Here is a 20,723-nt window from a genome sequence, read left to right on the forward strand (position 1 = left end):
TGCGGGCGCCGCGGACTCATTCCGCGTCGCGCGCCGGCACAAGAATTTCGCGGTTGCCGCTCGACGACATCGCCGACACGAGCCCCGACTGTTCCATCTGTTCGAGCAGCCGCGCCGCGCGGTTGTAGCCGATCCGCAGATGGCGCTGCACGAGCGAAATCGACGCGCGGCGGTTCTTGATGACGATCTCGACCGCCTGGTCGTACAGCGGATCAGACTCCTCGCCGCCTTCGCCGGTTCCCGTGCCGGCCGAGCCCTCGTCGCCGTCGGCCGTGCCGCCTTCGAGCAGCCCTTCGACGTAGTTCGGCTCGCCCTGCTCCTTGAGCTTCTCGACGACGCGATGCACTTCGTCGTCGGCGACGAATGCGCCGTGCACGCGCACCGGCAGCCCGGTGCCCGGCGGCAGGTAAAGCATGTCGCCCATCCCGAGCAGGGATTCGGCGCCCATCTGGTCGAGAATCGTGCGCGAGTCGATCTTCGACGACACCTGGAACGCGATCCGCGTCGGCACGTTCGCCTTGATCAGGCCGGTAATCACGTCGACGGACGGACGCTGCGTCGCGAGGATCAGGTGGATGCCGGCCGCGCGCGCCTTCTGCGCGATCCGCGCGATCAGTTCCTCGACCTTCTTGCCGACGACCATCATCAGGTCGGCCAGCTCGTCGATCACGACGACGATGTTCGGCAGGCGGCCGAGCGGTTCAGGATCGTCCGGCGTCAGGCTGAACGGATTCGGAATCTTTTCCTCGCGCTTCGCCGCTTCGTCGATCTTGTTGTTGTAGCCCGCCAGGTTGCGCACGCCGAGCTTGCTCATCAGCTTGTAGCGGCGCTCCATCTCCGCGACCGTCCAGTTCAGCGCATGGCCGGCCTGGCGCATGTCGGTGACGACCGGGCACAGCAGGTGCGGAATGCCTTCGTAGACGCTCATTTCGAGCATCTTCGGATCGATCAGGATCAGGCGCACCTGCTCGGCAGTGGCCTTGTACAGCAGCGACAGGATCATCGCGTTGATCCCGACCGACTTGCCCGAACCGGTCGTGCCGGCGACCAGCAGGTGCGGCATCTTCGCGAGGTCCGCGCAGACCGGCTTGCCGCCGATGTCCTTGCCGAGGCTCAGCGTCAGCGCCGACGACGCGGCCGCATAGACTTCCGAGCCGATGATCTCGGACAGGTGGACCGTCTGGCGGCGCTGGTTCGGCAGCTCGAGCGCCATGTAGTTCTTGCCGGGGATCGTCTCGACCACGCGGATCGACACGAGCGACAGCGAACGCGCGAGATCCTTCGCGAGGTTGACGATCTGGCTGCCCTTCACGCCGGTGGCCGGCTCGATCTCGTAGCGCGTGACGACCGGGCCCGGATACGCAGCGACGACGCTCGCCTCGACACCGAAGTCCTTCAGCTTCTTCTCGATCAGGCGCGACGTGAATTCGAGCGTATCGGCGGAAATCGCTTCCTGCGTCTTCGGCGCGGGATCGAGCAGCGACACCGGCGGCAGCGTCGAATCGCCCGGCAGGTCGGTGAAGAGCGGCACCTGGCGCTCGCGCTCGACGCGCTCGGACTTCGCCGGCGTGACGACCGGCGGCACGATCGTCACGGGTTCGTGATCCTCGATGCGCACACGCTCCTCTTCGACCTTGCCTTCGCGGCGCACGGCCGCGGCCTCGCCGAGCTTGCGGTCGCGCTCGGCCTCGCGGCGCAGCTTAGCGACGTTGACGGCGGACAGGATCGCCCCGCCCACGCGCTCGGCGACCGACAGCCACGAGAAGCGGAAATACAGCGACAGGCCGATCGCGAGCAGGATCAGCAGCAGCAGCGTGCCGCCGGTGAAGCCGAACGCGTGCGACATCGCACCCGCCACGGCCTCGCCGATCACGCCGCCCGGTGCGCGCGGCAGCTGCACCTTCAGCGACCACATGCGCAGCGCCTCGATGCCGTCGCACGCGAGCACGACGAGCACGAACGCCAGGATCTCGGTGAGCCAGCCGATCGGCCGCTCGGGTTCGTCGGCGACCGCCTCGTGGCGCGTGATGCGCCGGTAGTTGACCGCGATGCGCCGCCCGAGCGGCACGATCAGCCAGTAGGCCGACAGGCCGAACAGCAGCAGGATGATGTCGGCCGTCCACGCGCCGACGCGGCCGGCCCAGTTCGAGATGTGGTCGACCTGCGCGGCGTGCGTCCAGCTCGGATCGCGCCGGCTGTAGCTCAACAGGGCCATCACCAGAAAAGCGCAGAGCGCGACCTGGAGAATCCAGCGGATCTCCGTGAGGAGCTTCGACATCCGGTGCGGCAACGCCTGTGCCTGGGCGGAATAAGGAGCTTTTGCCATGAATCCGTATAAAGAGGACGGGCCGCGCGCCCGCCTGTCGTTCGATCGCGCTTATTGTAAACGCTGCACCGGGGCGCCAAGTGTAAATGACGGTTACATAAGAGGGTCGGGGCGGCCGAAGCCGATACCCGCGCACGCGATCCGGCCGCCGGTCGGCCCGTGACGCCCGGCCGCGGCAATGCGCCGCCACGGGCCGCAGCCGCCCGCCCCCAACCCGACCCGCCCAACCTGCCCCGCCACTGCTGGCGATCCGCCGACGAACGCTATCGCCACGATTGAAACTCTCGTTCGGCAGCGCAGCAACGGGGCCTTTATAATGCGCGTCTGATACCCATCTACGACGGCATCCCGGTCAACCCAGACCGTCCGGCGAGCCTTACCCCGCCCGCCGCGGCCGCCCTTTACGGATTCGCACATGTCCACGCCCAAACACGCCAAAGTCCTGATTCTCGGTTCCGGCCCCGCCGGCTACACGGCTGCCGTCTACGCGGCTCGCGCCAACCTGTCCCCGGTGCTGATCACCGGCATCGCGCAGGGCGGCCAGCTGATGACCACGACCGACGTCGAAAACTGGCCGGCGGACGCGAAGGGTGTGCAAGGCCCGGAACTGATGGCGCGCTTCCTCGAGCACGCCGAGCGTTTCAACACCGAAATCGTCTTCGACCACATCCACACCGCGAAACTGCACGAAAAGCCGATCCGGCTGATCGGCGATTCGGGTGAATACACGTGCGACTCGCTGATCATCGCGACCGGCGCATCCGCACAGTATCTCGGCCTGCCGTCCGAAGAATTGTTCATGGGCAAGGGCGTGTCGGCCTGCGCGACCTGCGACGGCTTCTTCTACCGCAACCAGGAAGTCGCGGTGATCGGCGGCGGCAACACGGCGGTCGAGGAAGCGCTCTACCTGACGGGCATCGCGAAGAAGGTCACGGTGATCCACCGCCGCGACAAGTTCCGCGCCGAGCCGATCCTGATCGACCGCCTGCTGGAGAAGGAAAAGGAAGGCGTCGTCGACATCAAGTGGGATCACGTGCTCGACGAAGTGACGGGCGAGGATTCGGGCGTCACGGGCCTGCGCATCAAGAACGTGAAGACCGGCGAGAAGCAGGACCTCACCGTGCAGGGCGTGTTCGTCGCGATCGGCCACAAGCCGAATACCGACCTGTTCCAGGGCCAGCTCGAGATGAAGGACGGTTACATCCTGACGAAGAGCGGCCTGCAGGGCAACGCGACGTCGACCAGCGTGCCGGGCGTGTTCGCCGCCGGCGACGTACAGGACAACGTGTACCGCCAGGCGATCACGAGCGCCGGCACGGGCTGCATGGCCGCGCTCGACGCGCAGCGCTACCTCGAAAGCCTGCACGACAAGAAGTAAGCGTCGAGCCTTCGCGCGCCGGGCGCTACAATGGCGTCCGCTGCCGCGAAGCGGGCTTGACCGGAAAGCCGCTGCCGTCGCGCAGCGGCTTTTTTTGTGCCCGCGCGCCCGAACGCGCCTGCCCGGTTACCGAATCATGGCGAAGAACCAGCCCCATCCGAGCGATCCCGCGAAGCGGAAGATCGCCGCCCGTCCCGCAAACCCGGCGCCCGCGGCGCCGCCGCCCGCGCCCGACGCCGCCGCATTGCGCGGCCAGGGCCTGGCCGGCCTCGGCGCGTTGCGCAAGTCGCTGCAAGGCGAAGCCGATCGCCGCGACCGCGAGCGCATCGAAACCGCGAAGGCCGAACGCAAGGCGGAAGCCGACGCGAACCTGTTCCGCAACGAAATCGGCGCGATCCAGCCGCTGAACGCGCCGCCGCGCGCGAAATCCGGCCGTACGCTGCCCGACCCGGTGCCGAAGCAGACGCAGCGCGACGAGGAAGCCGTGCTGAACGCGACGCTGTCCGACGAATTCGATCCCGAGACGCTGCTCGACAGCGACGAATCGCTGTACTACCACCGCCCCGGCATCAGTCGCGACGTCGTGCGCAAGCTGAGGAGCGGCGCGTGGATCGTGCAGGCGCAGATCGACCTGCACGGGATGCGGCGCGACGAGGCGCGCGATGCGCTCGCCGAATTCATCCGCGAAGCCGGCAAGAAGGGGCTGCGCTGCCTGCGCGTGATCCATGGCAAGGGGCTCGGCTCGATCGGCAAGGAACCCGTGCTGAAAGGCAAGGTGCGCGCGTGGCTCGTGCAGAAGGAAGAAGTGATCGCGTTCTGCGAGGCGCGCAGCCACGACGGCGGCGCGGGCGCGGTGCTCGTGCTGCTGCAGCCGCTCGCGGCGCCCGCCGATCGGGGGCCGCGTGCCGCATCCTAGGCTGACGCTCGCGATCGCGGTACTGGAGGCGATCGCGACGCTGGCGTTCGCGATCTCGGGCTTCATCGAGGCGCGCAAGAACCGTCTCGACTCGGTCGGCACGTTCGTCGTCGCGCTCGCCACCGCATTCGGCGGCGGCACGCTGCGCGACATCCTGCTCGAACGCCGGCCGTTCTACTGGGTCGTGCACGACGACTACGTGATCGCGATCTTCGTGCTCGCGCTGTTCGCGCCGTTCGTGTTGCGGATGCTGTCGCGGCTGTCGGCCGAGCGACTGCTGCTGGTGGCCGACGCGATCGGGCTCGGCATCTTCAGCATCTCGGGCACCGCGATCGCGCTCGATGCCGAGATGCCGCGCTTCATCGCGGTGATGATGGGCGTGATCACGGGCGTGGTCGGCGGGATCATCCGCGACGTGCTGTGCAACGACATCCCGCTGATCCTGCGCGATTCGCGGCCGTACGCGACCTGCGCGTTCGTCGGCTGCTGGTTCTACCTGCTGCTCGCGTGGCTGCAGTTCGACTCGGTGTACAGCGTGCTGCTCGCGACCGGCTTCATCCTCGTCGCGCGGCTCGCGACCTTCAAGTTCGACGTGCGGTTGCCGCACTGATCGCCGCCGCAACACCGGACGCACCGCCAGAAACAAAAGGGGCCGCTCCTTCGAGACGGCCCCTTCTTCATTCAGCGCAACCGCGGCCTCACGCGATCCGCTCTTCCGATGCCGGATCGAACAGCACCGCCTTCGACACGTCGAACAGCAGCGACTGCGTCTGCCCCGGCTGCGGGTTCGCGGCCGGGTGCACGCGGCTCACGATCCGCTTGCCGTTGACCTGCGCGAACACGTGCGTGTCCGGCCCGGTCGGCTCGGTCACGTCGACGCGCACGTCGATCGGCTGCAGCTTCGACGCCTCGCCGTGGTGCGCATTGCGCGCGTCGGTGATGCGCTCCGGACGCAGGCCGAGGATCACCTCGCGGCCCACGTGGCCGTTCATCCGCTTCGCGTCGAACGGCAGGTTCAGCGCGCTGCGCGCGAGGCCCGTATCGATCTCGAGCGCGACCCCGCTGCCCTGCTCGACCAGGCGGCCGTTGATGAAGTTCATCGGCGGCGCGCCGATGAAGCCCGCGACGAACAGGTTCGACGGCGAATCGTAGATTTCCTGCGGCGCGCCGAACTGCTGGACCACGCCGTCCTTCATCACCGCGATCCGGTCGCCGAGCGTCATCGCCTCGATCTGGTCGTGCGTCACGTAGACGATCGTCGTGCCGAGGCGCTGGTGCAGCAGCTTGATTTCCGCGCGCATCTCGATGCGCAGCTTCGCGTCGAGGTTCGACAGCGGCTCGTCGAACAGGAACAGCGACGGATCGCGCGCCAGTGCGCGGCCCATCGCGACGCGCTGGCGCTGGCCGCCCGACAGCTGGCCCGGCTTGCGGTCGAGCAGATGCTGGATCTGCAGCATCGCCGACACGCGCTCGACGATCTGCTGCTGCTCGCTCTTCGGCACCTTGCGGATGTTCAGGCCGAACGAGATGTTCTCGCGCACCGTCATCGACGGGTACAGCGCGTACGACTGGAACACCATCGCGATGTCGCGATCCTTCGGCGACAGGTCGTTGACGACCTTGCCGTCGATGCAGATCTCGCCGCTCGTCACGGTCTCGAGACCGGCGATCATGTTGAGCAGCGTCGACTTCCCGCAGCCCGAGCCGCCGACCAGGATCAGGAACTGTCCGTCCTCGATCTCGATGTCGACACCCTTCAGGACCGGCACCCCGTTCGGGTAGGTCTTGTACACGTCACGGATGGAAAGGCTTGCCATGCTGTGAATCCTCTGTCTCGTCTCGCGCGGCGCCACGGCGCCGCGTCGGGTTCGTTTCGATGCGCCGCGCGTCGTGCGCGGCCGGTTCCTCGTATCGGATGAAGCCGCGCTTACCCCTTCACCGCGCCCGCCGTCAGCCCGCGCACGAAGTAGCGGCCGGCGACCACGTAGACGAGCAGCGTCGGCAGCGCGGCGATGATCGCGCCGGCCATGTCGACGTTGTATTCCTTCACGCCCGTCGACGTGTTGACGAGGTTGTTCAGCGCAACCGTGATCGGCATCGAGTCGACGCCGGAGAACACGATCCCGAACAGGAAGTCGTTCCAGATCTGCGTGAATTGCCAGATCAGGCACACCATGAAGATCGGCAGCGACACCGGCAGCAGGATCTTCGTGAAGATCGTGAAGAAACCCGCGCCGTCGATGCGCGCGGCCTTCACGAGCTCGGCCGGCACGCTCACGTAGAAGTTGCGGAAGAACATCGTCGTGAACGCGATGCCGTACACGACGTGCACGAACACCAGGCCCGGAATCGTGTTGGCGAGGCCGAGCATCCCCTGCAGGCGCGCCATCGGCAGCAGGATCACCTGGAACGGGATGAAGCAGCCGACCAGCATCATCGTGAACAGCGCATCCGCGCCGCGAAAGCGCCAGTGCGTGAGCACGTAGCCGTTGAACGCGCCGATCAGCGACGAGATCAGCACGGCCGGAATCACCATCTGCAGCGAGTTCAGGAAGAACGGCTTCATGCCGTCGCAGCGCACGCCGGTACACGCGCCGCTCCACGCCTTCACCCACGGATCGAAGGTCCAGTGCGTCGGCGGCGTCAACAGGTTGCCGGTACGCAGCTGGTCGAGGTCCTTGAAGGACGTCGACAGCATCACGTAGATCGGGAACAGGAAATACAGCGCGAACAGGATCAGCGCCGCATAGATCACTGCCCGGCTGATCGTCACTTTAGGCTGCATTGCGGGTGCTCCTCGATTCCATATACATCAGCGGCACCAGCACCGCGACCACGGTCGCGAGCATCATCACCGACGACGCCGCGCCGAGCCCGAGCTGGCCGCGGTTGAACGAAAACGTGTACATGAACATGGCCGGCAGCGACGACGACGTGCCGGGGCCGCCCGCCGTCAGCGCGACGACCAGGTCGAAGGTCTTGATCGTGATGTGGCAGAGGATCAGCAGCACCGAGAAGAACACCGGGCGCATGCTCGGGATCACGATCTTGCGGTAGATGGTCGGCAGCGTCGCGCCGTCGACCTGCGCGGCCTTGAAGATCTCCGCATCGACGCCGCGCAGCCCGGCGAGGAACAGCGCCATCACGAAGCCGGTCGACTGCCACACGGCGGCGATCACGATACAGAAGATCGCCTTGTCCGGATCGTCGAGCCAGCCGAACGAGAAGCTCGTCCAGCCCCAGTCGTGCATCACCTTCTCCAGGCCGAGGCCCGGGTTCAGGATCCACTGCCATGCGGTGCCCGTGACGATGAACGACAGCGCCATCGGATACAGGAAGATCGCGCGCAGCGCGCCTTCGTTGCGGATCCGCTGGTCGAGCAGGATCGCGAGGAACAGCCCGAGCGCGACGCAGATCGCGATGAACGGAATCCCGAACCAGCCGAGGTTCGCGGCGGATGTCCACCACACGTCGTTCTGGAACAGATCCGAATAACGGCCGAAGCCGTCGAATTCGTAGTTCGGCAACAGCCGCGAATTGGTCAGCGACAGATAGCCGGTAATCAGGATGAAGCCGTAGATGAACACCACGGCGATCGCGAGGCTCGGCGCGAGCACGAGCTTCGGAATCCAGCGATCGGCGAAGGCCGACATCGGCGACGTGCGCCGTGCGGCGGCAGCGCCGGATCCGTTTCCGCTAAGAGGGGCAGCCACTTGATTCGACTCCTGGAACGAGGGTGACGCAGGCCGGGCCGGCGCCGGGTACGACACGGGCCCGCGAGCGAGCCCGTTTGCTGCACATGCAGGAACGCCCGGCCGATCCTGCGCTTCCGGCCGGGCGCCTGTCGCGCTTTACTTCACCTTCGCGGCCTTCGCGAGCGCGGCGACCGCGCTCTTCGAATCCTGCTGCGAGTTCATGAACTTCGTCACGACGTCGGTGATCGCGCCGGCCGTTGCATCGCCCTGCGCCATCCCGTGCGCGAGCGACGGCACGAAGCCGCCCGACTTGATCGCGGTCTGCTCGTCGGCATACGACTTCTTCGCGCAGTCGTCGAACTTGTCCATCTTCACGCCGAGGCGCACCGGCACCGAGCCCTTCAGCAGGCTGAACTGCTCCTGGAAGTCCGGCGTCATGATCGTCTTCGCGAGTGCGACCTGGCCCGGCGTCGCGTCCTTCTGCCCCTTCTGCTGGAAGAACACGAACGAGTCGACGTTGAACGTGTACGAATTCGCCGTACCCGGCACCGCCGCGCAGATGTAGTCCTTGCCCGCCTTCTTGCCGGCGTTCTCGAACTCGCCCTTCGCCCAGTCGCCCATGAACTGCATGCCGGCCTTGCCGTTGATCACCATCGCGGTCGCGAGGTTCCAGTCGCGGCCGTTGCGGCCCGTGTCGAAGTAGCCCTGGATCTTGCGCACCGTGTCGAACACCGACAGCATCTGCGGCGACGTCAGCGTGGCCTGGTCGAGATCGACGAGCGCCTTCTTGTAGAACGCCGGACCCTGCGACAGCACGACGTCTTCCCACAGCGTCAGGTCCTGCCACGGCTGGCCGCCCATCGCGACCGGCTGGATGCCGGCAGCCTTCAGCTTGTCGGCCACCGCGAAGAATTCGGGCCAGGTGGTCGGCACCTTCGCGCCGACCTTGTCGAGCGCGGCCTTGTTGATATAGAGCCAGTTCACGCGGTGCACCGAGAACGGCGCGGCGACGGTGTGGCCCTTGTACTTGATGATCTTGTCGATTTCCGGCGGCAGGTTCTGCTTCCAGTCGCCGGCGGCGGAATCGATGTTGACGAGCACGCCCTGGTCGGCCCAGTCCTGGATCAGCGGGCCCTTGATCTGCGCGGCCGACGGTGCGTCGCCGCTGATCACCTTGGTCTTCAGCGCGGTCATCGCCGCGGCGCCGGCGCCGCCCGCGACCGCGAAGTCCTTCCACACGTAGCCCTGCTTCTGCACGTCGTCCTTCAGCACGCCGACGGCCTTCGACTCGCCGCCCGAGGTCCACCAGTGCAGCACGGTTACGTTCTCGGCCGCCTGCGCCGCCACGGCGCCAGCCATCAGACCCGCGGCGCAGAGCGCGCCCATGATCGAGCGAACTTTCATTACTTATCTCCTCCAGACTGAATCAACTCGTGAGGTTCCCTGACGGGGAACCGGCTTCTTGATAAACGACGGGGAAATCGAGCCGCGGGACGCATTGCAGCGTACGGGGCCGATGACCGGCCGGGCTCTTACAGAAAGCGTGAATCGAGATTCAACGGCGTGTCTCCTCTTTGTGTTTCTGGCCCGCCGCGATGCCGCGGCGCGAGCCCGGGGGCGACGATGCGCGGACGATGCGCACCGTCAATGTCCGATAACATTCGGCACAAGGCGCTCCCGAAGGCGAAGCTCGCGCAGTTCATCGACCGCGCTTCTTTTTTTCTTCGCCCAGGTGCTACCCCTTGCGGCGGATTGTAGTTAAACTACAATTCAGTGTCAAAAATATTTTTATCGCACTACGGATCGCTTCCCAGCACCCCAATCGGCGGAGACACATGCATACCGATTCCAGCTTTACCTTCGTACTTTTCGGCGGCACCGGCGACCTGTCGATGCGCAAGATCCTGCCCGCGCTGTTCGAAGCGCACCGCGGCAACATGCTTGCGGAAAGCGGCCGGATCGTTGCCGTCGCGCGGCACGAATCGGATCGGGCCGGCTATCTCGAGTGGGTCGACACGCATGTGAAGCCGCATGCGGCGAAGGCGGCCGGCAAGGCATTCGACGAAAGCGTGTGGAAATCCTTCCTCGAGCGCATCGAATACGTGAAGCTCGACCTCGGCCGTGCGGAGGACTACGTCGTGCTGCGCGACGCGGTCGCGCAGCTGTCCGGCATCCGCGTGTTCTATCTCGCCACAGGGCCGTCGCTGTTCGTGCCGATCTGCAAGGCGCTCGCGTCGGTCGGCCTGAACGAGGGCGCGCGCATCGTGCTCGAGAAGCCGCTCGGCTACGACCTGAAATCGTCGAACGCGATCAACGACGCGGTCGGCGAGATCTTCGCGGAAGACCAGATCTACCGGATCGACCACTATCTCGGGAAGGAGCCGGTACAGAACCTGCTCGCGCTGCGCTTCGGCAATGCGCTGTTCGAGCCGCTGTGGCGCCGCGAATGGGTCGAGAGCATCCAGATCACGATCGCCGAGGAGCTCGGCGTCGAGGCGCGCGGCGATTTCTACGACAATACGGGCGCACTGCGCGACATGGTGCAGAACCACCTGCTGCAGCTGCTGTCGATCGTCGCGATGGAGCCGCCGCACTCGATGGATTCCGACGCGGTGCGCGACGAAAAGCTGCGCGTGCTGCGTGCGCTGAAGCCCATCGATCCGCGCGACATCGGCAAGGTCGCGGTGCGCGGCCAGTATCATGCGGGCGTGATCAAGGGCGCACAGGTGCCGGCCTATGCCACCGAGCCCGGCGTGAAACCCGACAGCCCGACCGAAACCTTCGTCGCGCTGAAGGTCGAGATCGAGAACTGGCGCTGGGCCGGCGTGCCGTTCTTCCTGCGCACCGGCAAGCGTCTGGCCGACCGCGTCGCGGAGATCGTCGTGAACTTCCGGCCGGTGCCGCACTCGGCGCTGGGCCCGACCGCGCTGCGCCCCGGTTCGAACCGCCTCGTGATCCGGCTGCAGCCGAACGAGACGATTCGCCTGTACTGCCTCGCGAAGCAGCCCGGCGAAGGGATGAACCTCGCGAGCGTGCACCTCGACCTCGCGTTCGACCAGTTCTTCAAGGAAGGGCAGATGGAGGCGTACCAGCGCCTGCTGCTCGACGTGATCAACGGCCGCCTCGCGCTGTTCGTGCGTCGCGACGAGCAGGAAGCCGCGTGGCGCTGGGTCGAGCCGATCCTGAACGAATGGGCACGCTCGCTGAAACCGCCGAAGCCGTACGCGGCAGGCACGTGGGGGCCGGCCGCGGCGAGCGCGATGCTCGCGCAGCACGGCACCTGCTGGCTCGAAGAAGAAAACTGATGCAAACCGTTGCCGTGCGCGCCAGCGCGCGGCAACGTGCCCCACGATTCGCACGAATTGAACAGACAAAGCAGTCCGGAGGAGATGTGATCGAGATCCACGCTTTCGACACCCAGGAAGCGCAAAGCGAAGCGCTCGCGCGCGCCGTCGGCGATGCGCTGCGCGCCGCGCTCGCCGGCCCCGCGCGCCCGACGCTCGCGGTGTCCGGCGGCACGAGCCCGCGCCCGTTCCTGCACACGCTGTCGCACGCAGCGCTCGACTGGGCCGGCGTCGACGTCACGCTGGTCGACGACCGCTGGGTGCCGGAGAACGACGCGGCCAGCAACGCGCAGCTCGTGCGCGACACGCTGCTGCAGCACGCGGCGGCCCCTGCCCGCTTCCTGCCGCTCGTCGACACGCGCGCATCGCTCGATGCGCACGTCGCCGCGCTCAACGCCAACGCCGACTACCGCGTGCCGAACGTCGCGGTGCTCGGCATGGGCGAGGACGGCCACACGGCATCGATCTTCGCGGACGCGCCCGAATGGGACTACGCGATCACGACGCCCGAGCGCTTCGTCGCCGTGCATCCCGGCGCCGCGCCGCATGCGCGCGTGAGCTTTTCGCTCGATGCGCTGAAGCGCGTCGAGCGGCTGTTCCTGTTGATCGCGGGCCCCGCCAAGCGCGACGTGCTCGACGCCGCGGCCGCGACGCTGCAGAAGAACGCGATTTCCCAACTGGCCAACGACAAGGGGACCCAGCTCGATGTCTACTGGTGCGCAAAGTAAGGCTGTCGTCGCGGGCCAGCATGCCGACGGCCCGCGCCTGCTCGCGGACGTCGGCGGCACCAACGCGCGATTCGCGCTGGAAACCGGCCCCGGCGAGATCACGCAGATCCGCGTCTATCCCGGCGCCGACTACCCGACGCTCACCGACGCGATCCGCAAGTATCTGAAGGACGTGAAGATCAGCCGCGTGAACCACGCGGCGATCGCGATCGCGAACCCGGTCGACGGCGACCAGGTGACGATGACCAATCACGACTGGAGCTTCTCGATCGAGGCGACGCGCCGCGCGCTCGGCTTCGACACGCTGCTCGTCGTCAACGACTTCACCGCGCTCGCGATGGCGCTGCCGGGCCTGACCGATGCGCAGCGCGTGCAGATCGGCGGCGGCGCGCGCCGCCAGAACAGCGTGATCGGGCTGCTCGGGCCCGGCACCGGGCTCGGCGTGTCCGGCCTGATTCCGGCGGACGACCGCTGGATCGCGCTCGGCAGCGAAGGCGGTCACGCGTCGTTCGCGCCGCAGGACGAGCGCGAGGATCTCGTGCTGCAGTACGCGCGCAAGAAGTTTCCGCACGTGTCGTTCGAGCGCGTGTGCGCGGGGCCCGGCATCGAGATCATCTATCGTGCGCTCGCCGCGCGCGACAAGAAGCGCGTCGCCGCGACCGTCGACACGGCCGAGATCGTCGAGCGTGCGCATGCGGGCGACGCACTCGCGCTCGAGACGGTCGAATGCTTCTGCGGGATCCTCGGCGCGTTCGCGGGCAGCGTCGCGCTGACGCTCGGCGCGCTCGGCGGCGTGTACATCGGCGGCGGCGTCGCGCTGAAGCTCGGCGAACTGTTCACGCGCTCGTCGTTCCGCGCACGCTTCGAGGCGAAGGGCCGCTTCACGCAGTATCTCCAGAACATCCCGACCTACCTGATCACCGCCGAATATCCGGCGTTCCTCGGGGTATCGGCGATCCTCGCGGAGCAGCTGTCGAACCGTTCGGGCGGCGCGTCGTCGGCCGTGTTCGAGCGGATCCGCCAGATGCGCGACGCGCTGACGCCGGCCGAGCGCCGCGTCGCCGATCTCGCGCTGAACCATCCGCGCTCGATCATCAACGACCCGATCGTCGACATCGCGCGCAAGGCGGACGTGAGCCAGCCGACGGTGATCCGCTTCTGCCGCTCGCTCGGCTGCCAGGGGCTGTCGGACTTCAAGCTGAAGCTCGCGACCGGCCTCACCGGCACGATTCCGATGAGCCACAGCCAGGTCCATCTCGGCGACACGGCCACCGACTTCGGCGCGAAGGTGCTCGACAACACGGTGTCCGCGATCCTGCAGCTGCGCGAACACCTGAACTTCGAGCACGTCGAGAACGCGATCGAGATCCTGAACGGTGCGCGCCGCATCGAGTTCTATGGGCTCGGCAACTCGAACATCGTCGCGCAGGACGCGCACTACAAGTTCTTCCGCTTCGGAATCCCGACGATCGCGTACGGCGACCTGTACATGCAGGCCGCATCGGCCGCGCTGCTCGGCAAGGGCGACGTGATCGTCGCGGTGTCGAAGTCGGGACGCGCGCCGGAGCTGCTGCGTGTGCTGGAGGTCGCGATGCAGGCCGGCGCGAAGGTGATCGCGATCACGTCGAGCAACACGCCGCTCGCGAAGCGCGCGACCGTCGCGCTCGAGACCGATCACATCGAGATGCGCGAATCTCAGCTGTCGATGATCTCGCGAATCCTGCATCTGCTGATGATCGACATCCTCGCGGTCGGCGTCGCGATCCGTCGCGCGTCGACCAACGGCGAGCTGCCGGAGGCCGTCGCGCAGGCGCGCGCACGGGCGAGCGACGACGAAACGGCCGACGTGCTCGACTGGCTGAGCCACGGCGCGTCACCGGCGGCGAAGGACGTCGCGCGGGATTGACGCTTCGGCGAAACGCCGTCGATACACGACACCCCGAATGCTGGATTCAAGCCCGGCGTTCGGGGTGTTTCACATGTGCGGCACCGCCCCGCACCACAGCGGCCCGGCAGGCATCGACGATGCCGTCTGCCGAGGGCTGCGCGTGACTCATACGTTCGTACACGCCCCTATTTTCGAACAAGTCCAATTGTCAGCAGTTGCCCAGGCTCGGTAACTTCCTTCGCTCCCCGTGATGCGGCCATCCCGGTTCGACGCGAGAAATGACGCGTTTCTCGCAGAACCCCGATTGGCATCGACAGCATCACGTTCATCCAGTTTGCGGAGAGGGATATGCCTAGACCACGCTTTTCAGCCGCATGGGCAGCAGCAATGCGCATTTATGCGCCGATAAATTCCACGGAGAAAGTTGCGCGAACGATTGGGGGCAACGTGGCCACCAATATCCAGCGATCGGGCAAAGCAGAAGTGATCAAATCCCCCGCCTTCGCTGGGAGGCAGCACCCGAGACGATAGGCAGGGGATCGTTCTCTTCGAGGTTTCAGCCTCGTCGATAGCCTGAGAGAGGAATACTATAATGAACAATACCTATGCCTTTGGTACACATCGAGATCTCACGCCGATGGAGCTGTTTTTCCTTGTCTTTGTCGATGAGACATGCAAGGAGCTTGGTGTTGACGATGTAGCAGCGGTGGTTGCCATTGTGGCCGGTCAAAATTGGATGCCAACACGAGCAAAGCCTTTTGGTACCACGCCGGGTACTTCTGTTGCGTCGATATTGAGTCGCAAGTATCTGGACTACGATTTGAAGAAGAAGATCCTCCCAACGCTGACCAACGCCAGCGTTAAGCGCTTGAGGTTCATTCTGGTGAGAAACATCGGGGTTTTCGTTGGGCGCGCGGTTCCTGTCGTTGGCTGGGTCATTGCTGCCAACGATGTCACGATGATCAGCATTCGTTCCGTGTCGCGCTATAACGCGCTTGTTAAGCCTGAGGACAAGGTGTTCTGATGAGCCAATTTACATGGAACGAGTTTCAGGATTTTGTGAGAAGGGAGGCCGGTGTTAGTCCCCAAAAAATTCTCACAAAAGGTCATGCCATCGAGGGTGATTTGGATATCACTGGCGACGATGCGATCGAGTTTATGGAGAGCTTCTTCGATAAGTTTCCGGTGCAAGTTGGAGATTTTGAGTTCAATCGCTACTTCTCAGGAGAGGGCTTCAGCTTGATTGAAGTGGCGCGGATGGCTTTCTCCAGAAAACGCCGAGAAAAATATGACAAAGTGCCACTGACTCTAGGCATGCTCTATCAGGCTATTTTGGATGGAGAGTGGAACAATCAGCGCTTGGAAAGTCTGCCGCGCTGATCGTACCTCGCCAAATAGACCGGTTTATTTTTTAGGCGATGTGTTGGATCTGTGCACGCGTCTGGAGCCTGCCATGAGACAAAATCCGCTGTTCCAGCGTGTGATATTTTTGGCACTGACGTTGGCGGCACAATCGGGCCATGCAACAGATACGACATCGTCGCCACAAGCCAGCGCCCGAACCTACGCCCAGAATTACAAGGACATGGTGCTCGCCGAGTGTGTCGCGACCGCGTATCGGAATGAACCGTCCGCTGCGATGGACGCGGGATGCAGCGCGAGTGCGCTGATGGACTGGACGTACTTCGATCTTGAACGGAATCCCGACGCGGGCAAATCGCTAGTCAATCGTTTTCTTGCACGCGACTATCGCAATCCGATCGTCGAGTCCGAAATCAAAGGCGTCGGGTTCGATTTTTTGAAATGCCTGGACCTGTACCACAGCAAGGAACTCGACGCTCAGGTCAAACGGTTCGTCATCAACCCGAAGCGCAGCTATCGACTCGATAATCGCTCGTCAGACCGCTCCAGGTGAGGCCGATCCTCCCGCACCGCTCAAGCCCCCGCTTTCACCGGCCGGCCATGCCAGCGCAGCACGAGGTAACGCCCGACGAAACACAGCACGCCGCAGACGCCGATCGTCACACCCATCGCGAACGGCGTGCCGTCCGCCAGTGCGCCGATCGCGATGCTCGCGAGCGCGCCGAGCGCGAGCTGCATCGCGCCGAACACGGCCGCCGACGCACCCGCGTTGTGCGGATAGCGGTGCATCAGGTCGGTCGTGCAGTTCGCGGACAGGATCCCGACCACGCCGACGACGAAGAACAGGCACACGACGATCGACCACAGCCCGCCCAGTCCCGTCAGCGCGACGAATGCGACCGCGAGCGACGCGACGCAGCTCACGAGCGACGCGGTCGCGATGAGGCGCAGCGAGCCGACGCGGCCGACGAGCCGCGTGTTCGCGAAGTTGCCGATCATGATCCCGACGACGTTCAGGCCGAACAGCAGCCCGTAATGCTGCGGCGACACGTGGAAATACTCGATGTACACGAACGGCGTCGCGGTGATGTAGGAGAACATCGACGCGAACGCCATCCCGCCGCACAGCATGTGCCCCCACGCGACCGGATCGGACAGGATGCGCCCGTACGACGCGAACGACGCGAGCACGGCCGTGCTCTTGCGCCGCTCCTTCGGCCAGGTTTCGGGCACGCGCAGGTACGCGGTCGCCGCGCACAGCGCGCCGAACGCGGCCAGCACGACGAACACGCCGCGCCAGCCGGCGAAGCGCAGGATCTGGCCGCCGATCAGCGGCGCGAGCAGCGGCCCGACCGCGGTGACGATCGCGACCATCGACAGCACCTTCGCCGCATCGGTCGGCTCGTGCGCGTCGCGCGCGATCGCACGGGCGAGCACCGACGCGGCGCCCGCGCCGAGCGCCTGCAGGAAGCGCACGAGGATCAGCATGTCGATCGAGCCCGACACGAAGCAGCCGACACTCGCGAGCGTGAACAGCGCGATGCCGCCGAGCAGCACGGGCCGGCGGCCCCACGTATCGGACAGCGGACCGTACAGCAGCATGCCGATCGAGAAGCCGGCCATGAAGCTCGTCAGCGTGCGCTGCGCGGCGCCGGGGCTCACGGAGAAGCCGTCGGCGATCGACGGCAGGCTCGGCAGGTACATGTCGGTGGCGATCGGCCCGCAGGCGGCGAGAGCACCGAGCAACAGGATCAGCCGGGCATCGGGCCGGCGCCGGACGACGTGGGACATGGGTATCCGCAATGGAGGCCCGCGCGCATCGGGGCACGCGTGGCGGTGAAGACGGGAGGCTACGCCGCAAGCGGCGCGTTCAAGCACATGATTGTACGCGCAACTTTTTCGCGTGCCGCGCGCGGTCTGCCGCGCCAGGCTGGAACACGCGCGCATGACCGGCGTCGCGGCAGACCGCGCGCGGATTCGATTAAGCTTGCTGCTCCCCGCCTCTCTTGTCTGATCAATCCGACGCACGACCGACCCGATGACCGCCTTCCTGCTGATCTGGAGCCCCAAGAAATGGCCGTGGCCCGAGCTGCCCGACGTCGCCGCGCGCGTGAAGGCCGGCGATGCCGTGCACGACGTGTGGGGCTGCGGCTTCGCGCGCGGCATCCTGCCGGGCGACCGTGTGTTCCTGCACCGCGTCGCGCAGGAGCCGAAGGGCGTGTTCGGCTCGGGCTACGTGACGCGCGCGCCCTACGAGGTGCCCGACCCGGCGACGAAGCGCGGCTACCGGCTGTGCATCGATTTCGTCTACGACTGGCTGGTCGACGCCCACCAGGACGTCGTGATCCCGCGCGACGCGCTGCGCGCGCATCCGTACTCGGTGCAGACCTGGGACGCTCAATCCTCCGGCACGTCGATCAAGCCGATGGTCGAAGGCCCGCTCGAGAAGCGCTGGGCCGAGCTGACCGGCAAGCGCCGGTCGCCACGATAAGCGGGCCGGATCGGCCGCGCGCCGTTCGCGCCGGCCAATCCCCCACGCGCGCAAAGGCCGCAGACCCGGCCGCGGGCCCGCCGGGCGCGTCTCCGGTACAATCAGACGATCGTTCCGCTCAGGCGCCGCGGCCCGTGCACAGGCCCCCGCGCCCTTCTCTCGCAGGTTTCGCACATGTCCAACAATCAGATCCTCTTCGAACGCGCCCAGAAGACCATCCCGGGCGGCGTCAACTCGCCGGTGCGCGCCTTCCGTTCGGTCGGCGGCACGCCGCGCTTCGTGTCGCGCGCGCAAGGCCCGTACTTCTGGGATGCCGACGGCAAGCAGTACATCGACTACATCGGCTCGTGGGGCCCGATGATCGTCGGCCACGTCCATCCGGAAGTGCTGTCGGCCGTGCAGAACGTGCTCGCCGACGGCTTCTCGTTCGGCGCGCCGACCGAAGCGGAAATCGAGATCGCCGAGGAAATCTGCAAGCTGGTGCCGTCGATCGAGCAGGTGCGGATGGTGTCGAGCGGCACCGAGGCCACGATGAGCGCGCTGCGTCTCGCGCGCGGCTTCACGGGCCGCAGCCGCATCGTCAAGTTCGAGGGCTGCTACCACGGCCACGCGGACAGCCTGCTGGTCAAGGCCGGCTCGGGCCTGCTGACGTTCGGCAACCCGACGTCGGCCGGCGTGCCGGCCGACATCGCGAAGCACACGACCGTCCTCGAATACAACAACGTCGCCGCGCTGGAAGAAGCGTTCGGCGCGTTCGGCCACGAGATCGCCGCGGTGATCGTCGAGCCCGTCGCGGGCAACATGAACCTCGTGCGCGGCACGCCCGAGTTCCTGAACGCGCTGCGCGCGCTGTGCACGAAGCACGGCGCCGTGCTGATCTTCGACGAGGTGATGTGCGGCTTCCGCGTCGCGCTCGGCGGCGCGCAGGCGTACTACGGGATCGCGGCCGACCTCACCTGCCTCGGCAAGGTGATCGGCGGCGGGATGCCGGCTGCCGCGTTCGGCGGCCGCCGCGACATCATGGCCCACCTCGCGCCGCTCGGCGGCGTGTACCAGGCCGGCACGCTGTCGGGCAACCCGATCGCGGTCGCCGCGGGCCTGAAGACGCTGCAGCTGATCCAGGCGCCCGGCTTCTACGACGCGCTCACCGCGCAGACGAAGCGCCTCGCCGACGGCCTCGCGGCCGAAGCGCGCGCGGCCGGCGTGCCGTTCGCGGCCGACTCGATCGGCGCGATGTTCGGCCTGTACTTCGCCGAGCGCGTGCCGACCAGCTTCGCGGAAGTCACGAAGAGCGACACCGAGCGCTTCAACCGCTTCTTCCACCTGATGCTGGACGAAGGCGTGTACTTCGCGCCGTCCGCGTACGAGGCCGGCTTCGTGTCGAGCACGCACGACGACGCGGTGATCGACGCGACGCTGGCGGCCGCGCGCCGCGCGTTCGCGGCGCTGGCCGCCTGACCCGGGTCCGCACGCATGTTCTCGGATACCGATTTCGCCCACATGCAGCGCGCGCTGACGCTCGCGGCGCGCGGCATGTATACGACCGCGCCGAACCCGCGCGTCGGCTGCGTGATCGTCAAGGACGGCGACGTGATCGGCGAAGGCTTTACGCAGCCGGCCGGCCAGGACCACGCGGAAGTGCAGGCGCTGAAGGACGCGCGCGCGCGCGGCCACGACGTCGCCGGCGCCACCGTGTACGTGACGCTCGAGCCGTGCAGCCACTTCGGCCGCACGCCGCCGTGCGCGAACGCGCTGATCGACGCGCGCGTCGCGAAGGTCGTCGCGGCGATGGAAGACCCGAATCCTCAGGTGTCCGGGCGCGGCCTCGGAATGCTGCGCGACGCGGGCATCGACGTGCGCTGCGGGCTGCTCGCGCATGAAGCGGGCGAACTGAACATCGGCTTCGTGTCGCGTATGACGCGCGGCCGCCCGTGGGTGCGGATGAAGACGGCCGCGTCGCTCGATGCACGCACCGCGCTGCCGTCCGGCGAAAGCCAGTGGATCACCGGCGAGGCCGCGCGCCTCGACGGCCACGCCTGGCGCGCGCGCGCGTGCGCGATCCTCACCGGGATCGGCACCGTACGCGAGGACAACCCGCTCCTGACCGTGCGCGGCATCGACACGCCGCGCCAGCCGCAGCGCGTGCTGGTCGACAGCCGCCTCGACCTGCCGCTCGATGCGCGCCTGCTCGAAGGCGCGCCGCTGCTGATCTTCTGCGGCCGGCTCGATGCCGCCGGCGAAGTGCGCGCGAACGTGCTGAAGTCGCGCGGCGCGGAAATCGTGCCGCTCGCGAATGCGCACGGCAAGGTCGACCTGCCCGCGATGCTGGCGGCGCTCGGCGCGCGCGGCGTCAACGAGCTGCACGTCGAGGCCGGCCACAAGCTGAACGGCTCGCTGCTGCGCGAGCAGTGCGTCGACGAGCTGCTGGTCTATCTCGCGCCGAGCCTGCTCGGCAGCGACGCGGCCGGCATGTTCGACCTCGCCGCACCGGCGAGCCTCGACGCCCGCACGCGGCTCGCGTTCCACAGCGTCGAGCGGATCGGCGACGATCTGCGGATCCTGGCGCGTGTCGCGCCGCCCCCTGCCACGCATTGA

General features: G+C 66.6%; 18 protein-coding genes. 12 read left to right on the forward strand and 6 right to left on the reverse strand.

The annotated features are described in order from the left end of the window. Window positions 1–16: 16 nt before the first annotated feature. Window positions 17–2,326 carry a DNA translocase FtsK gene (locus tag DIE04_RS10405; RefSeq protein ID WP_124521647.1) on the reverse strand — a complete coding sequence of 770 codons (2,310 nt, stop codon included), beginning with the start codon at window positions 2,324–2,326 and terminating at the stop codon, window positions 17–19. A 415-nt stretch (window positions 2,327–2,741) separates the two neighbouring features. Here DIE04_RS10405 and trxB point away from each other — a divergent pair, with 415 nt between their 5' ends. The 3 genes from trxB to DIE04_RS10420 all read left to right on the forward strand — a co-directional run bounded on the left by trxB (window position 2,742) and on the right by DIE04_RS10420 (window position 5,230). Further along, the gene (gene trxB / locus DIE04_RS10410) at window positions 2,742–3,704 is read left to right on the forward strand and encodes a thioredoxin-disulfide reductase (protein ID WP_044846206.1); all 963 of its coding nucleotides are present in this window, start codon (window positions 2,742–2,744) and stop codon (window positions 3,702–3,704) included. Window positions 3,705–3,840: 136 nt separating this feature from the next. After that, window positions 3,841–4,620 carry a Smr/MutS family protein gene (locus DIE04_RS10415; RefSeq protein ID WP_124521646.1) on the forward strand — a complete coding sequence of 260 codons (780 nt, stop codon included), beginning with the start codon at window positions 3,841–3,843 and terminating at the stop codon, window positions 4,618–4,620. Then, window positions 4,607–5,230: a trimeric intracellular cation channel family protein gene (locus DIE04_RS10420; RefSeq protein WP_044846208.1), complete on the forward strand. Its 624-nt coding sequence runs from the start codon at window positions 4,607–4,609 to the stop codon at window positions 5,228–5,230. The genes DIE04_RS10415 and DIE04_RS10420 overlap by 14 nt, the downstream gene beginning before the upstream one ends. An 88-nt stretch (window positions 5,231–5,318) precedes the next feature. On the opposite strand, the gene DIE04_RS10425 is transcribed toward DIE04_RS10420, so the two are convergent. The 4 genes from DIE04_RS10425 to DIE04_RS10440 form a co-directional block, all read right to left on the reverse strand. Beyond that, a complete protein-coding gene (locus DIE04_RS10425) occupies window positions 5,319–6,437 on the reverse strand; it encodes an ABC transporter ATP-binding protein (protein ID WP_124521644.1) in 1,119 nt (372 codons plus the stop codon). Window positions 6,438–6,547: 110 nt separating this feature from the next. Beyond that, on the reverse strand, window positions 6,548–7,405 hold the full coding sequence (locus DIE04_RS10430) for a carbohydrate ABC transporter permease (protein WP_044846210.1): 858 nt from the start codon (window positions 7,403–7,405) through the stop codon (window positions 6,548–6,550). Next, window positions 7,395–8,333 carry a carbohydrate ABC transporter permease gene (locus DIE04_RS10435; protein ID WP_124487779.1) on the reverse strand — a complete coding sequence of 313 codons (939 nt, stop codon included), beginning with the start codon at window positions 8,331–8,333 and terminating at the stop codon, window positions 7,395–7,397. The genes DIE04_RS10430 and DIE04_RS10435 overlap by 11 nt, the downstream gene beginning before the upstream one ends. A gap of 138 nt (window positions 8,334–8,471) precedes the next feature. Next, entirely contained in the window at window positions 8,472–9,719 is a 1,248-nt protein-coding gene (locus DIE04_RS10440; RefSeq protein ID WP_124521642.1) for an ABC transporter substrate-binding protein, read from the reverse strand. A gap of 431 nt (window positions 9,720–10,150) precedes the next feature. On the opposite strand from DIE04_RS10440, the gene zwf reads away from it, so the two are divergent. The 6 genes from zwf to DIE04_RS10470 all read left to right on the forward strand — a co-directional run bounded on the left by zwf (window position 10,151) and on the right by DIE04_RS10470 (window position 16,190). Next, the gene (gene zwf, locus DIE04_RS10445) at window positions 10,151–11,620 is read left to right on the forward strand and encodes a glucose-6-phosphate dehydrogenase (RefSeq protein ID WP_124487777.1); all 1,470 of its coding nucleotides are present in this window, start codon (window positions 10,151–10,153) and stop codon (window positions 11,618–11,620) included. Between the two features lie 86 nt (window positions 11,621–11,706). After that, entirely contained in the window at window positions 11,707–12,387 is a 681-nt protein-coding gene (gene pgl / locus DIE04_RS10450; protein WP_124521640.1) for a 6-phosphogluconolactonase, read from the forward strand. Next, a complete protein-coding gene (locus DIE04_RS10455; RefSeq protein WP_124487775.1) occupies window positions 12,365–14,293 on the forward strand; it encodes a bifunctional transcriptional regulator/glucokinase in 1,929 nt (642 codons plus the stop codon). The genes pgl and DIE04_RS10455 overlap by 23 nt, the downstream gene beginning before the upstream one ends. A gap of 574 nt (window positions 14,294–14,867) precedes the next feature. Next, entirely contained in the window at window positions 14,868–15,299 is a 432-nt protein-coding gene (locus tag DIE04_RS10460; protein WP_124487774.1) for an STM2901 family protein, read from the forward strand. Then, on the forward strand, window positions 15,299–15,655 hold the full coding sequence (locus DIE04_RS10465; RefSeq protein ID WP_124521639.1) for a DUF1493 family protein: 357 nt from the start codon (window positions 15,299–15,301) through the stop codon (window positions 15,653–15,655). Before DIE04_RS10460 ends, DIE04_RS10465 begins: the two co-directional genes overlap by 1 nt. Before the next feature lie 73 nt (window positions 15,656–15,728). Next, the gene (locus DIE04_RS10470) at window positions 15,729–16,190 is read left to right on the forward strand and encodes a type VI secretion system amidase immunity protein Tai4 (protein ID WP_124487772.1); all 462 of its coding nucleotides are present in this window, start codon (window positions 15,729–15,731) and stop codon (window positions 16,188–16,190) included. Between the two features lie 20 nt (window positions 16,191–16,210). Here the strand turns inward: DIE04_RS10470 and DIE04_RS10475 are convergent, their stop codons facing one another. Next, window positions 16,211–17,428: a Bcr/CflA family multidrug efflux MFS transporter gene (locus DIE04_RS10475; protein WP_124487771.1), complete on the reverse strand. Its 1,218-nt coding sequence runs from the start codon at window positions 17,426–17,428 to the stop codon at window positions 16,211–16,213. 247 nt (window positions 17,429–17,675) lie between these two features. On the opposite strand from DIE04_RS10475, the gene DIE04_RS10480 reads away from it, so the two are divergent. The 3 genes from DIE04_RS10480 to ribD all read left to right on the forward strand — a co-directional run bounded on the left by DIE04_RS10480 (window position 17,676) and on the right by ribD (window position 20,723). Further along, window positions 17,676–18,128, forward strand: coding sequence for a hypothetical protein (locus DIE04_RS10480; RefSeq protein ID WP_124487770.1), 453 nt, complete (start codon window positions 17,676–17,678; stop codon window positions 18,126–18,128). A 174-nt stretch (window positions 18,129–18,302) separates the two neighbouring features. Beyond that, window positions 18,303–19,586: a glutamate-1-semialdehyde 2,1-aminomutase gene (hemL, locus tag DIE04_RS10485; protein ID WP_124487769.1), complete on the forward strand. Its 1,284-nt coding sequence runs from the start codon at window positions 18,303–18,305 to the stop codon at window positions 19,584–19,586. 15 nt (window positions 19,587–19,601) lie between these two features. Then, on the forward strand, window positions 19,602–20,723 hold the full coding sequence (gene ribD, locus DIE04_RS10490) for a bifunctional diaminohydroxyphosphoribosylaminopyrimidine deaminase/5-amino-6-(5-phosphoribosylamino)uracil reductase RibD (protein WP_124487768.1): 1,122 nt from the start codon (window positions 19,602–19,604) through the stop codon (window positions 20,721–20,723).

The sequence above is a fragment of the Burkholderia sp. Bp8994 genome, from assembly GCF_003853805.1.
GTDB lineage: Bacteria > Pseudomonadota > Gammaproteobacteria > Burkholderiales > Burkholderiaceae > Burkholderia.